This window comes from Methylotenera versatilis 301 (assembly GCF_000093025.1).
Taxonomy (GTDB): domain Bacteria; phylum Pseudomonadota; class Gammaproteobacteria; order Burkholderiales; family Methylophilaceae; genus Methylotenera; species Methylotenera versatilis.
The window spans coordinates 2583482-2596103 of the sequence record NC_014207.1 but is presented as its reverse complement, the minus strand read 5'-3'; the positions used below and the strand labels follow the sequence as shown (position 1 = coordinate 2596103).

Sequence of the window (12622 nt, the reverse complement as noted above, 5' to 3'; positions counted from 1 at the left end):
CCAATATTCATGAGGGTTACAGGCACGGTGTTTATGTGTTCAGTTGAGTGCGTTTTATTGCAAACTCTGTTTTAAAAGCTTCAAAAGTACCTGCTTCAATTGCACTTCGCATGCTTGCCATCAACACTTGGTAATAATGCAGATTGTGTATGGTGTTTAAACGCGCGCCTAGAATTTCGCCTACTCTGTGTAAATGGTGCAAATAGGCACGGCTGAAGTTTTGACAGGTGTAGCAAGCGCAATCAGCATCTAAAGGTTGGATGTCAGTTTTATAGCGGGTATTTTTAATTTTCACGTCGCCATATTGGGTGAATAGCCAGCCGTTGCGAGCGTTGCGAGTCGGCATTACGCAGTCGAACATATCGATACCTTGCGAAACTGCTGCGACTAAATCCTCTGGCGTACCAACGCCCATCAAGTAGCGTGGTTTGTTTTGTGGCATTTTAGGGGCGGTGTGTGCCAATATGCGCAGCATATCTTCTTTTGGTTCGCCCACTGATAAGCCGCCAATGGCAAAACCATCAAAATCAATTTCAGTTAAACCTGCTAGTGATACGTCACGCAATTCTTCGAACATGCCGCCTTGAATGATGCCAAACAGCGCATTGCTATTGCCTTGATGCGCATCTTTGCTGCGCTTTGCCCAGCGCAAACTTAATTGCATTGAGTCGTTCGCTTCTTTTAAAGTCGCAGGGAAGGGCGTGCATTCGTCAAAAATCATCACGATGTCGCTGTTCAATACTTTTTGAATGCGCATGGATTCTTCTGGTGTTAAAAAGCAGGTGTCGCCATTGATGGGGCTTTTAAACTTCACGCCTTCTTCCGAAATTTTACGCATCGCGCCTAAGCTGAATACTTGGAAACCGCCTGAGTCTGTCAGTATTGGGCCATCCCATCCCATAAATTTGTGCAAGCCGCCATGCGCTGCAATCACCTCTAAGCCAGGTCGTAACCATAGGTGGAAAGTGTTGCCTAAAACGATGTGTGCATCAATTTCTTTAAGCTCGAGTGGCGACATCGCTTTTACCGTGCCATAAGTGCCCACTGGCATGAATGCAGGTGTTTGCACATCGCCATGCGCTAGGTGAACAGTACCGCGACGGGCAAGGCCATCTTGTTTGTGTAAGGTAAATTGCATGGTAGGGCTATTTGAACCGTCTTTTAAGAACCCGCGATTTTATCACAAGGCTTTGCTATACTCATTTTTGTATCAATAAACCACAATAAACTTTAATAAAAAAGCAATGTTTATTCATTAACTTAGCCAATATGCTTATAGATATCACACGATTAGCCATGATTGGTCTGGTTAGGCTTTTAGTCGGTGCTCATCCGCGCTGGGTAGGTGCTGCGCCAAGTGTGGCGCAAAGTATTTACTTTACGAATCACACCAGTCATTTAGATACGCTGGCTTTATGGGTTGCATTACCTGCAGCTATTCGCGCAAAAACCAGACCAGTAGCCGCTAAAGATTACTGGGGACGTGGCAAAATTAAGCGCTTTATTGCATTAAAAGTGCTTAATGCTGTGCTAATCGACCGGGAAGTTTCGCGCCATAGCGACCCATTAGCACCGTTGTTAGCTGCGCTTGCTGCGGGTGATTCGTTGATTCTTTTTCCAGAAGGCACTCGTAAAGCGCAGGCTGAGCCTAGCGATTTTAAAGGCGGTTTGTATCATTTAGCCGAAGCCTTTCCTCATGTAAAACTTATCCCAGTTTATTTAGATACACTGCATCGCTGCATGCCCAAAGGCAGTTATTTGCCTGTGCCGTTAATTTGTACGGTGAGATTTGGCGCTACGCTTACATGGCAAGCCGATGAGCATAAAAAAGCATTTCTAACGCGTGCTCGCGCTGCGATTTTGAGTTTGATTTAAGGGTAAATTGAATGAAGGTAAGTACATGCTAACTCACTTTGCTAATACGCTTGAAGCGCTAGACCCAACGCATAAATTTTATGGGTTGATAGGCGCTGTAGCCGCATTATTGCTCATTGCCTCTATTGTTGGTTGGGTGTTGAAACGCCAGCTGCTGACCAAAAATAATCCATCGGAAAAATCACTCAAGCTCATTAATAATCTCATTTCACGGGTGAATGCATGGTGGGTGATGGTTGCTATTCTCGTTATTGCCTTTTTGGCTGGGAAGTTGGGTACTATTATTTTATTTGGCTTTATTTCATATTTTGCATTGCGTGAATTTATGACGCTTACGCCAACACGCGCAGGCGATCACCGCACATTGTCATTAGCCTTTTTTCTGCTGATACCTTTACATTATTATTTGATTTACACTAATTGGTACGGCTTGTTTAGCGTACTTATCCCCGTTTATGCTTTTTTATTGATGCCCTCTATTTCAGTGCTCGCGCAGGATACCGAACATTTTTTAGAGCGCGCAGCTAAAATTCAATGGGGTGTGATGATTTCTATTTATTGCATCAGCCACGCGCCAGCATTGCTTTTGCTGCCAATTACGCACTTTGAGGGACAAAATACCTTACTGCTGTTTTACTTTTTGCTGATCGTTCAATTGAGTGATGTGCTGCAATATGTATTCGGTAACTTGTTTGGTAAAACTAAGGTTGCGCCTGTTGTCAGCCCTAATAAAACGCTGGAAGGTTTAATCGGCGGTGGTTTGTCGACAATTTTAGTAGGTACTGGATTGTGGTGGATTACGCCATTCACACCACTGCAAAGCGCAGGTATGGCTACGGTCATTGTCGCGATGGGTTTTTTGGGTGGCTTGGTGATGTCTGCCATCAAGCGCAGTTTGGGCGCTAAAGATTGGGGTAACATGATAGAGGGCCATGGCGGCATGTTAGACAGAATGGATTCTGTGAGTTTTGCCGCACCGGTTTTCTTTCACCTAGTGCGGTATTACTTTACGCCGTGAGCCACTTAAGTAAATTGTTTGCTACAGCTAGTGTTTGATATACTAGCTCACCTTAATTTTAAATGGTTGTTCAAGCATGACTGAACCTAACGACAAGATTAAATCTAACGATAAAGTAAAGCGCAGGGAAACCGATAGCGCAAGCTTGCGCCACCGTGGTATTTATTTGCTACCGAATTTGTTTACTTCAGCAGCATTATTCTCAGGTTTTTTTGCCATTGTGCAGGCCATGAATGGTAATTTTGAACTCGCTGCAATTGCGATATTTGTGGCAATGGTATTAGATGGCTTAGATGGTCGTGTTGCTCGTATGACCAATACACAAAGCGCCTTTGGTGCAGAATACGATAGCCTTTCAGATATGGTATCTTTTGGCGTTGCGCCAGCGCTTATACTATATATATGGGCATTGAAGCCTCTGGGTAAATTAGGCTGGCTAGCGGCATTTACTTATTGCGCATGTGCTGCATTGCGTTTGGCAAGATTCAACACTAAATTAGATGATGACAATCAAGATAAGCGCTACTTCCAAGGCTTACCTAGCCCAGGCGCAGCTGCATTATTGGCTGGTTTTGTATGGGTTTCTTACGAATATGGTGTGAGTGGTCGTGATGTATTCTTCGGTGTATTGCAATGGAAATGGATGGCTTGGGGCCTCACTATATTCGCGGGTCTTTCTATGGTGAGTGATTTGCGTTATTACAGCGGCAAAGACATTAACCTAAAAGAAAGCGTACCATTTTTTGTGATTTTGGCCATTATGTTAGTGATTGTGCTGATTTCATACAGCCCGCCAGAAGTGTTGCTGTTCGTGATGGCATCATATGCGCTGTCAGGTTACATCATGTGGATACAGGAAAAATTTGAGAAAGTTAAACCTGAGTAAATCTTTAACTTTACGATTCTTGCCATTTGAAGTTGCGCTCATCAAATTAAACACTTGCGCAACTTTGTAAAAAATACTATATTTATATCACTATGTTTATTTCACATATTTCATCAGTTATTTATGCGGCTAGCGTCGTCGCTAGTGCATTGTTATTACGCAAACTTTTTGCGTTACGTACTGCTGCGCTCCGTAGCAACAATCTGCGCTAGCGCGCAAACTATACCCCCACACCCCATTGTATTAAATGCCGTTGCGTAATAATCGCAGCGAAATGCTATTATTTGTGCTCAATGCATTTGAGTTAGATAGCGCCAAAATTAAACAGAATAAAAGATAGGTAATTACTATGAATACAGCGACGAATCAAGCAACTAAACAAGATCAAATTATTATTTTTGACACCACCTTGCGCGATGGCGAACAAAGCCCAGGCGCAGCGATGACCAAAGAAGAAAAAATCCGTATCGCACGACAACTTGAAAAATTGGGTGTTAACGTCATTGAGGCAGGCTTTGCTGCTGCAAGCCCAGGTGATTTTGACTCGATTTCAGAAATCGCCAAAATCATTAAAAACTCAACGGTATGTTCATTGGCGCGTGCTAGTGAAAACGATGTGCGTCGTGCTGGCGAGGCAATTAAACATGCCGCTAGCGGCCGTATTCATACGTTTATTGCCACCAGCAAAATCCACATGGAAAACAAACTTCGCATGACGGAAGACCAAGTGGTCGAGCGTGCGGTGCAGGCTGTTAAATGGGCGTTGGAATACACTAAAGATGTAGAGTTTTCAGCCGAAGATGCTGTACGCTCTGATATGGACTTTTTAGTACGCGTGTTTGATGCAGTCATTGAAGCTGGCGCAACTACGATCAATGTGCCAGACACAGTTGGCTATTCAATCCCTGCGCCATGGGGCGAGCGTATGGCAACCTTAATTAAACGCGTAAAAAACAGCGATAAAGTCGTATGGTCGACGCACTGTCATAATGATTTGGGTATGGCGGTAGCTAACTCATTGGCTGCGGTAATGAACGGTGCACGTCAAGTGGAGTGTACGATTAATGGTTTGGGTGAGCGTGCAGGTAATGCGAGCTTAGAAGAAGTGGTCATGGCGATTAAAACGCGTAGCGACATTTTTAACTTAACGACAAGTATCGATGCCACGCAAATCGTCACAACTAGTAAATTAGTGTCGACTATTACTGGTTATCCAGTGCAGCCAAACAAAGCGATTGTAGGCGCAAATGCCTTTGCACATGAATCTGGTATCCATCAAGATGGCGTATTGAAGCATCGTGAAACTTACGAAATTATGCGCGCTGAAGACGTAGGCTGGAATGCTAATAAATTAACTTTGGGTAAATTGTCAGGTCGTAACGCGTTTAGAACGCGGTTGAAAGAGCTTGGCATTGAGTTGGAAACAGACGATTTGTTGAATGTGGCATTTGCAAAATTCAAAGATTTGGCTGATAAAAAGTCTGAGATTTTTGATGAAGATTTGCACGCTTTGGTGAGCGATGACTTTGTTTCTGAGGCGACAGAAAGCTTCAAATTAGTGTATTTGCAAGTGTCATCCATTACTGGCGAAGTGCCGCACGCCATTATTACCGTATCAGAAAATGGTGTTGAAACACGCGCTGAAGCTAATGGTGGTGGTCCAGTAGATGCTGCTTTTAAGGCGATTGAAACCATTGTAAGCAGTGGTGCTGAATTGCAGCTTTATTCAGTGAACAATATTACAAGCGGTACCGATGCGCAGGGCGAAGTGACTGTACGTCTTTCTAAAGGTGGTCGTATTGTAAACGGACAGGGCGCGGATACTGATATTGTGGTTGCATCGGTAAAAGCCTATTTGAATGCCTTGAATAAGATTCAGTCTAAGTCTGAGCGTGCGCATCCGCAGGTGTGATTTTCCGTAAAAATCGACCAAATACTTCCTTGCTTTTTGCTTGCCGTACTAAACGTACTGTCCGCGCTCAAGCGCCTCGTCTTTGGTCGATTTAATAACTTAACAATCGAATATGAGTAATAAAAACCAAAGCCTGCTGATTGTTTTAGCGCTGTTCTGCACCTACTTCATCTGGGGCTCAACTTATCTTGCTATTCGTTTTGGCATAGAAAGCTTCCCTCCATTTTTGATGGCGGGGATACGGTTTGCGGTAGCTGGTTCGATTTTATATATCGTGATGCGCTTTTTGGGTGCGCCTAACCCCACCAAGCGACAATGGCTAGGTGCAACTGCAATTGGCATTTTGTTGCCAGCCCTTGGCAATGGTACGGTGTGCTATGTACAGCAAACGGTTTCATCAAGTGTTGCGGCACTTTCTATTGCGACTGCGCCAATCTGGATGGCGATTTTCTCGTCTATTTGGGGGCATCACATTACCCATAAAGAATGGTTGGGTATCGCTATTGGTCTAGTGGGTATCGTGTTGCTTAATGTTGGTGGTAGCCTGCATGGCGAGTTCGCGAGTGCCATGCTGTTGATATTTGCAGCAGCTTGCTGGTCGTTTGGCTCAGTTTGGAGTAAACACATGGATTTGCCTAAAGGTTTAATGGCGAGTGCGGCACAAATGCTGGCTGGTGGTGTGGCGCTATTGATTGTAAGTGCATTTCAAGGTGAAAGCTGGCCACAACACATTAGCCCTAAGTCTTGGGGTGCTATGTTGTTCTTAGTCGTCTTAGGATCCATTGTTACTTACAGTGCTTACCAATATCTACTTAAAACCGTGCGTCCGTTAGTGGCGAGCAGTAATACGTTTGTTAACCCTGTTGTAGCATTCACAGTTGGTATTTGGTTTGCAAACGAGCATGTCACTACTAATGAATATATAGCGTTGGCGATTATTTTGCTTGGCGTATTCTTAGTCCTTTCTGAAAGTGGCAAAGAAGTTTAAACAGCCTTTAGCCTATAAAATTTAATTTAAAAGACCTTTAATATGAAACAAAATTTAGCATTATTTGACTTAGACAATACCTTGCTGGCAGGTGATAGCGACTATAACTGGAGCTTGTTTTTAATCAGCGAAGGTTTACTGGATGCAAAAACACATCAAGATCGTAACGAACAGTTTTATCAAGATTATAAAAATGGTTGTTTGAATATTACAGAGTTTTTAGCATTTCAATTGAAACCGCTATCAGAACACTCCAAACAGTTCTTAGATGAACTGCATGTTAAATACATGGATAAAGTGATTCGCCCGATGATGACGAAAAAAGCGCAAACCTTGGTGGATAAGCATAAAGCCGCGGGTGATTTGTGTGTGGTCATTACTGCAACCAATAGCTTTGTCACAAAGCCCATTGCAACGGCCTATGGCATTGAGCATTTACTTGGTAGCGATCCTGAAATGGTGAATGGTCAATATACAGGTGGCGTGACAGGTGTGCCAACTTACAAAGAAGGTAAAGTCATCCGCCTTAATCAGTGGTTAGAAGCGCGCGGTAGTAAGCTGAGTGATTACGATGTCAGCTATTTTTACAGTGACTCGCACAATGACCTGCCGCTAATGAAGCTAGTGACCAATCCTGTTGCGGTGGATGCGGATGAAACTTTAGCTGCCTATGCAAAAGCGCAAGCATGGCCAGCTATCAGCCTGCGTGACTAGTCAGTAGCTGGTTTGTTATCGACCAAGTACCACTTCAAGGATGAACTTGCTGCCGACGTAAGCCAGTACTAGTAACATAAATCCTGTTAAAGTCCAGCGAATGGCTTTTAGACCACGCCAGCCATATTGAAAGCGCCCGTATAAAAGTGCGCCATAGATAATCCAGCTGGCAATTGAAAATACAGTTTTGTGATTAAACTGCATCGGTTTGCCAAAAATCTGCTCAGAAAATAAGATGCCGCTAATCAGCGTAACGGTTAGCAGAACAAACCCCAGCGTGATGATTCTGAATAACAAGGTTTCCATCACCATCAGCGGTGGAAAGCTCGGTAATTTGATCAGTGTAGGTTTGTTATGCAAAGCACGCTCGGCGATTGTCATTAGTAAGGCATGGAATGTGGCAAATGTGAATAAGCTATAAGCCAGCAAGGCAATCCCAATATGCGCTAAGAACAAGGGTGACTCAGCCAATGGCATGAAATGATTTGTCGCATTAGAGGCTGGCAAAATTGCAAAAATAGCCGCAGGTGGTAACACGAAAGCTTGTAAACTCGTCAGTTGATGTTTTAAGTCAGCTAGCCAATAAATCAATACCGTCAGCCAAGCAATCGCTGAAAGCATATTAAAGAAGCCTAAGTTGAAGTGATTTCCAAAAATCACTTGATACAGCAACCATGCGTGAATGATTAAGCCAAGCGTTATCATGGCTGAATGCAGCTTCAAAGATTGTGAGTTTGAGGTTGTTTTATCGCCGCGCCAAAAATCTGCAGCTACCGCGATATAAATAACGAAAACTACTAAATAAGGAATTAAGTTTTGCATAACGTGATTATGGCGCAAATATGCTGTAAATATAATAGGTTGATGTAAAATCGAGTATCTAATGATTCGTAAGAGAATGCAATGCTAGAAAATCTAACCGACCGCCTACAGGGCGTCATCAAAACTTTACGTGGTCAAGCTAGGCTCACTGAAGAAAATATTTCGGATGCGATGCGTGAAGTGCGCATGGCCTTGCTTGAGGCAGACGTTGCCCTGCCCGTTGTAAAAGAGTTTATCGCGCAAGTCAAACAGCGCGCTCAGGGCCAGGAGGTGCTTCAAAGCCTAACGCCAGGCCAGGCAGTTATTCAAGTAGTGCACGACGAACTTACTGAGTTAATGGGTAAGGCAAATGTAGGCTTGAATCTAGCAGCAGTTGCTCCAGCTATTATTTTGATGGCTGGTTTGCAAGGTTCTGGTAAAACCACCACCTCAGCCAAACTTGCAAAATTACTAAAAGAGCAGAAAAAGAAAGTGCTGCTTGCCAGTGCTGACGTATACCGCCCAGCTGCGATAGAGCAGCTTAAAACACTGGCTAAACAATTAGACGTAGATTGCTTCGATAGTAACGCTACTCAAAAGCCACTAGATATTGCTGCTGCGGCTTTAGATTTCGCTAAACGCGGATATTACGATGTCATTATTTTCGATACAGCGGGTCGTCTAGGCATTGATGAAGCGATGATGGCGGAAATTAAAGCGCTGCATACCTTACTTAATCCGATTGAAACTTTGTTTGTGGTCGATGCAATGCAAGGTCAAGATGCAGTCAATACCGCAAAAGCTTTCGGCGATACCTTGCCATTGACAGGCGTAATACTGACCAAACTGGATGGTGATTCACGCGGCGGTGCGGCATTATCTGTACGTCACATTACAGGTAAGCCCATTAAATTCGTCGGCGTGAGTGAAAAGGTGGATGGCTTAGAACCATTCCACCCAGAACGTATGGCATCACGCATACTAGGCATGGGTGATGTGCTGAGCTTGATTGAGCAAGCGCATAAAAATGTCGACATGGCTGAAGCACAGAAACTCGCCGATAAAGTTAAATCAGGTAAAAACTTTGATCTGGATGACTTTAAGGCGCAGATGTCGCAAATGCGCAAAATGGGTGGCATGGGCGCGCTCATGGACAAAATGCCAGCGCAAATGGCTGGTATGGCAAATAAAATGAATCCAGATGATGCAGACAAAGCCATTCGCCGCATAGAAGGCATTATTAACAGCATGACGGCGCTCGAGCGCCGTAAACCAGAGTTGATTAAGGCTACGCGCAAGAAACGTATTGCAGACGGCTCAGGCGTGCAAGTGCAAGAAGTAAACCGTTTGCTCAAGCAGTTCGAAGAAACCCAAAAGATGATGAAAATGTTCGCAAAAGGCGGCATGGCAAAAATGATGCGTAATATGGGTAATTTGATGGGCGGAAAAATGCCCGGCATGCGTTAAAAATTAGAGCAAATATCCAATGATATTTGCTCTAAACGCATGTTCGGCGGGGTTTATGGCATGATCAGCATTAATAATATAAAAAGTTTACTTAATTTGCTAATTTAGCATTGACCAAGTACCAAGTTTCTAGCATAATTGCGCCCTTTCGTAAGTGATGCTTTATTAATAACAAAGCAGCTCTGAAAAATACCAGAAACACAAGAATTACCCATTAAGCAGTAAGTTTCACAATGGGGCGTTAGCTCAGCTGGTAGAGCAGCGGACTTTTAATCCGTTTGTCGTGGGTTCGATCCCCGCACGCCCTACCAATATCCAAGCGGTTTAGAGTGCAATATCTCTAAGCCGCTTTTTCATTAGCGTGACTAAAACGTGACAACGGTATTACGTTTCCAAGCTGACCAGAATCAATCCTGTTAGCGGCTACGGCTAAATGTTCAGTGGCAAATTTAGCGTAACGATCTACCATAGATCGAGACTTCCAACCGCCTAATTCCTTGAGTTCATCGCATGACGTTCCTGCCTGTCTATGCCATGATGCCCAAGTGTGTCTCAGATCATGAAATCTAAAATCTCCTAATCCAACACGTTCGACGGCTGCATACCAAGCGTGATTAGTAATCGCACGCTTGATCGGCTCACCTCTAAATGTGAAGCAGTAACGGGGATGATTTCCCTTTAAAGCTGCTAACACTTTTATTGCATCGTGATTCAACGGAATACCTCGCGGAGTTCCATTTTTAGTCTTATCTAGCCAAGCCGTTCGACGTTCTAAATCGACTCGATTCCATTCAAGACCAGTAATCTCACTCGCTCGGCACCCAGTTGTTAAAGCGAATCTAACCATTGCAGCTAAATGAGGAGGGCATTCGGCAATCAACCGATCAGCCTCATCATGATTAAGCCAGCGATCTCTTTCAACCTCACCCGATAACAAACGGATTTTAGGCACAGAATCAATCCACTGCCATTCATCACGCGCCATACGAAGAATTGCACGAGTGACCGCCAAATGACGATTAATAGTTGCAATCTTATTACCACGCTTTAGCTCGCCTTGTATGATGTTCCAGATCATGTCACCGTTGATCTGATTGAGCATCATGCCGCCCAAATAAGTATCCAATCGACGGCACAAGCTACAATAACCTTTTACATCACGCAGCATTGCTTTAACTGCTAAAAACCTGACTACAGCATCTTGCCAACTACGTTCTGGTTTGATTCCGAAATGCACTTCACGATACGCATCTAACTTTATTTTAGCTAAAAACGCTTCGGCTTCTTGTCGGTTTTCAGTCCCAGCACTTTGGCGTACTCTTTTGCCGTTTGAGAGTGTTGCATTAATCCACCAGTAGCGCGAATCAGGTCTACGGTAGACTCCTTCTTGGGGTTGGTGCATATTAAATCCTTTCCAACCCGCCCTCGCTCGCGCTGCTTATATTCCTCTAACCAAAGATCTAAGTCAACTACGTCATAGACTAAGCGACGACCAAACTTGAACGCTGGAATAGCTAGTTCAGTTAATAGCGTGACACCAATTCCAAGATAAGTAGATGCCTCTTCTTTAGAAAGACAACGCACAGCAGGTAAGGGCAGGTTGTTATCTTTCATAATTATTCACCGTCTGATGCCTTGCGATAGGCTTCTTTAAGTGCTTCGTATGAATGCTGAGCTTTATTGGCAATCGTATTAAAACGCTTACCTTTAAGGGCTACATGATCTTCGACATACTCTTCAAAGGTAGAGCCCTTACCAGCAGCTCGGCTGTTCAAATGTTCATATAAACCTTTGGCGTAAGCTTTAATACCTTGCTCATAATCAACAATGCCCTCAATTGCCATATAGGAAGAAATTGCACTAAAGCCAAAGATAAATAAACTCTTACTCGATGGCACTCTTTGCGCTGTAAATTCGCGTGATAAAGCCCCGCCAGATGTCTCAAAATCAATCGAGCTTAAATAGCCCCATAATGGATGAATAGGCCAGCGAGAACGATTGGAATCACTTTCACTGGGAATAGTCAGTTTTAGCCATTCGGTTGTAGCGTAAGCCCATAAGCCATTCAAATTTGATAAGCAAACACTTAACTCTTGAGTATAAAATTGCACCAGCACATCACGTTTTATTTCAAACTCTAAGCGCCATACAGGTGTAACACCATCCCAGCCAGCTTGTTTCCATAATGGTTCTAAATATTGTTTATTACTGGTTAAGATCTCTAGAGTCTTATTGTAAAGACGCGCAGACATACCGCTACCCATACCAATTGACCAGCCTGAGAAATTACCTTTAACTGAATATTGATTGATCTTTTCTGAGCGAGTGACCCAAGCATCTCTATGCCATGAGTCCATATTTTCATTAGAAGCAAAGTCGACAAACATATCAATACGACTGACTTTGGCTTGAGATTGAATATTGCCTAGTTGCTCCAATACGGAGTTGAGATCTGTCATGACATCAGCAACAGTCTTATGTGTTAGATACTCACTCGAGATCTTGACGTAAGCCATAGGCATAGATTTAGCAGTATTGCGGGATAACTGAATACGAAAGCAATTATCATCTAAGACGTAAGGAAACATGCCTGTGCCCTTATCTTTCACCTCAAATAGATGTTCGTTGATTTCAAGTTGCGCTAGTGACTGCGCATAGAGATCGTCAGACTGTGCATACTTCTTAAGTTTATCTAGTGTGGCTTGTTGATCTGAATGTAATTCCCCAGCAAAAGAGACGTATAGACTATCAATGCCAAACCTTAAAGGCTGGATATATTCTGTATTGTTGTATTTATTAGATACTGTGTTACTAGGCGCCGTATCTAATCCAAGTTCAGGGTCTGATCCGTCCACCGCTGCGCGTGCGGGCGTGTCAGTCCCTGAATCTTGGATTTCGTCTTTAACCCCTTGCGAAATATTAACTAAATCGAGTTTATGACTTGAGTGCATATAAATTCCT

Annotated in this window: 11 protein-coding genes and 1 tRNA gene; 8 read left to right on the top strand and 4 right to left on the bottom strand. The window is 43.6% G+C overall.

Annotation, left to right across the window (positions count from 1 at the left end; translation table 11 throughout):
* Positions 1–31: 31 nt before the first annotated feature.
* Positions 32–1138 (bottom strand): tRNA guanosine(34) transglycosylase Tgt, encoded by a 1107-nt coding sequence (gene tgt / locus M301_RS11860; RefSeq protein WP_013149024.1) that lies wholly within the window; start codon positions 1136–1138, stop codon positions 32–34.
* A 131-nt stretch (positions 1139–1269) separates the two neighbouring features.
* Here tgt and M301_RS11855 point away from each other — a divergent pair, with 131 nt between their 5' ends.
* The 6 genes from M301_RS11855 to M301_RS11830 all read left to right on the top strand — a co-directional run bounded on the left by M301_RS11855 (position 1270) and on the right by M301_RS11830 (position 7393).
* The gene (locus M301_RS11855) at positions 1270–1875 is read left to right on the top strand and encodes a lysophospholipid acyltransferase family protein (RefSeq protein WP_013149023.1); all 606 of its coding nucleotides are present in this window, start codon (positions 1270–1272) and stop codon (positions 1873–1875) included.
* Positions 1876–1900: 25 nt separating this feature from the next.
* Positions 1901–2893, top strand: a complete 993-nt coding sequence (locus M301_RS11850; RefSeq protein ID WP_013149022.1) for a phosphatidate cytidylyltransferase — start codon at positions 1901–1903, stop codon at positions 2891–2893.
* A gap of 76 nt (positions 2894–2969) precedes the next feature.
* Positions 2970–3779: a CDP-diacylglycerol--serine O-phosphatidyltransferase gene (gene pssA, locus M301_RS11845; RefSeq protein ID WP_013149021.1), complete on the top strand. Its 810-nt coding sequence runs from the start codon at positions 2970–2972 to the stop codon at positions 3777–3779.
* Between the two features lie 349 nt (positions 3780–4128).
* Positions 4129–5691 (top strand): 2-isopropylmalate synthase, encoded by a 1563-nt coding sequence (locus M301_RS11840; RefSeq protein WP_013149020.1) that lies wholly within the window; start codon positions 4129–4131, stop codon positions 5689–5691.
* 112 nt (positions 5692–5803) lie between these two features.
* Positions 5804–6679, top strand: coding sequence for a drug/metabolite exporter YedA (gene yedA, locus M301_RS11835; RefSeq protein WP_013149019.1), 876 nt, complete (start codon positions 5804–5806; stop codon positions 6677–6679).
* A 42-nt stretch (positions 6680–6721) separates the two neighbouring features.
* The gene (locus tag M301_RS11830; protein ID WP_013149018.1) at positions 6722–7393 is read left to right on the top strand and encodes a histidinol-phosphatase; all 672 of its coding nucleotides are present in this window, start codon (positions 6722–6724) and stop codon (positions 7391–7393) included.
* A gap of 15 nt (positions 7394–7408) precedes the next feature.
* Here the strand turns inward: M301_RS11830 and M301_RS11825 are convergent, their stop codons facing one another.
* Positions 7409–8215 carry a cytochrome C assembly family protein gene (locus tag M301_RS11825; protein WP_013149017.1) on the bottom strand — a complete coding sequence of 269 codons (807 nt, stop codon included), beginning with the start codon at positions 8213–8215 and terminating at the stop codon, positions 7409–7411.
* A gap of 81 nt (positions 8216–8296) precedes the next feature.
* On the opposite strand from M301_RS11825, the gene ffh reads away from it, so the two are divergent.
* Together ffh and M301_RS11815 are read left to right on the top strand one after the other, a co-directional pair.
* On the top strand, positions 8297–9661 hold the full coding sequence (gene ffh, locus M301_RS11820; RefSeq protein WP_013149016.1) for a signal recognition particle protein: 1365 nt from the start codon (positions 8297–8299) through the stop codon (positions 9659–9661).
* 235 nt (positions 9662–9896) lie between these two features.
* Positions 9897–9972 (top strand) — tRNA-Lys (locus M301_RS11815).
* A 29-nt stretch (positions 9973–10001) separates the two neighbouring features.
* On the opposite strand, the gene M301_RS11810 is transcribed toward M301_RS11815, so the two are convergent.
* Both M301_RS11810 and M301_RS11805 read right to left on the bottom strand, forming a co-directional pair.
* Positions 10002–11063, bottom strand: coding sequence for a site-specific integrase (locus tag M301_RS11810; RefSeq protein ID WP_013149015.1), 1062 nt, complete (start codon positions 11061–11063; stop codon positions 10002–10004).
* A 214-nt stretch (positions 11064–11277) separates the two neighbouring features.
* Entirely contained in the window at positions 11278–12612 is a 1335-nt protein-coding gene (locus M301_RS11805) for a hypothetical protein (RefSeq protein WP_013149014.1), read from the bottom strand.
* Positions 12613–12622 lie beyond the last annotated feature (10 nt).

Bases quoted from the DNA above. Each gene is read 5' to 3' on its own strand.
- M301_RS11805 (WP_013149014.1), bottom strand. From the start codon at position 12,612: ATGCACTCAAGTCATAAACTCGATTTAGTTAATATTTCGCAAGGGGTT.
- M301_RS11825 (WP_013149017.1), bottom strand. From the start codon at position 8,215: ATGCAAAACTTAATTCCTTATTTAGTAGTTTTCGTTATTTATATCGCG.
- M301_RS11840 (WP_013149020.1), top strand. From the start codon at position 4,129: ATGAATACAGCGACGAATCAAGCAACTAAACAAGATCAAATTATTATT.
- pssA (WP_013149021.1), top strand. From the start codon at position 2,970: ATGACTGAACCTAACGACAAGATTAAATCTAACGATAAAGTAAAGCGC.
- tgt (WP_013149024.1), bottom strand. From the start codon at position 1,138: ATGCAATTTACCTTACACAAACAAGATGGCCTTGCCCGTCGCGGTACT.
- yedA (WP_013149019.1), top strand. From the start codon at position 5,804: ATGAGTAATAAAAACCAAAGCCTGCTGATTGTTTTAGCGCTGTTCTGC.
- ffh (WP_013149016.1), top strand. From the start codon at position 8,297: ATGCTAGAAAATCTAACCGACCGCCTACAGGGCGTCATCAAAACTTTA.
- M301_RS11855 (WP_013149023.1), top strand. From the start codon at position 1,270: ATGCTTATAGATATCACACGATTAGCCATGATTGGTCTGGTTAGGCTT.
- M301_RS11850 (WP_013149022.1), top strand. From the start codon at position 1,901: ATGCTAACTCACTTTGCTAATACGCTTGAAGCGCTAGACCCAACGCAT.
- M301_RS11830 (WP_013149018.1), top strand. From the start codon at position 6,722: ATGAAACAAAATTTAGCATTATTTGACTTAGACAATACCTTGCTGGCA.
- M301_RS11810 (WP_013149015.1), bottom strand. From the start codon at position 11,063: ATGCACCAACCCCAAGAAGGAGTCTACCGTAGACCTGATTCGCGCTAC.